The organism is Neglectibacter sp. X4 (assembly GCF_009917365.1).
GTDB lineage: Bacteria > Bacillota > Clostridia > Oscillospirales > Acutalibacteraceae > Acutalibacter.
In genome coordinates, this window is record NZ_QWLE01000217.1 from 1 (window position 1) to 752 (window position 752).

At 45.5% G+C, this 752-nt stretch carries 1 protein-coding gene; it reads right to left on the bottom strand.

Annotated features, from left to right (window positions below; genetic code table 11):
- Positions 1-729 (bottom strand): hypothetical protein (locus tag D1841_RS17780; RefSeq protein ID WP_166554345.1); only part of this gene is annotated, 729 nt, incomplete at its 3' end.
- Positions 730-752 lie beyond the last annotated feature (23 nt).

Sequence of the window (752 nt, forward strand, 5' to 3'; positions counted from 1 at the left end):
GATAATGCCGGACACCAAAATTGTTGCGATAATCTTTTTTTTGCAGCTATCGATATAGGACTCCCTGTCGGCAGTATAATTATCTGTGACCTTGACATTTTGCGCCGATAGTTTTTGATAGGTGGCTTCCTTATCCTTTGGAGAAAGCACTATCTCTGTCTGGTCCTCCATCAGATAATCTATGGCTGTATTCTTGCTGACATAAAGTGCGTCTGTACCGCGTTTATCGTTGTAATAACCGCAGACAGTCAGCTTCTTACCATTCACCTTCACATCGAGCTTACTTCCGATAGCTGACTCGTATCGATGCATTTCATGAATCAACACTTCCCCGGTTTTCTTTGGTGCCGCTCCTTCGACAAGCGTCACCGTTTCCCGGTCACGAAGTCCGTAGGACAGCACCAACGGCATCGCCTCCTCGCTTTCTTCAGTGTATCCGGAATCTTCTTCCGTACGCATTTCTGCCTGCACCATCAGAATATCCATAAAAAACTCTCTGTCTGCGTAAATTGAAGGGCTTCCCTGATCAGTAATTCCCACAATCGTGAATTCTCCCAGACGCGGTAGCGTTACCTTTCTTCCAATAATCTGTTCTTTTGAAAGCAGGCCAATCATTTTCGGCATATCGTTAGAAAGAAAGCTATCCGCCGTGATTCTATCGATGACAATCTCCGAACTGTCCTTTGCATTTCTGCCCTCCAACAGTTTTTCTTCCTCTACCATATCCAAAGCTGTCAGGGATCCTGCTAAGC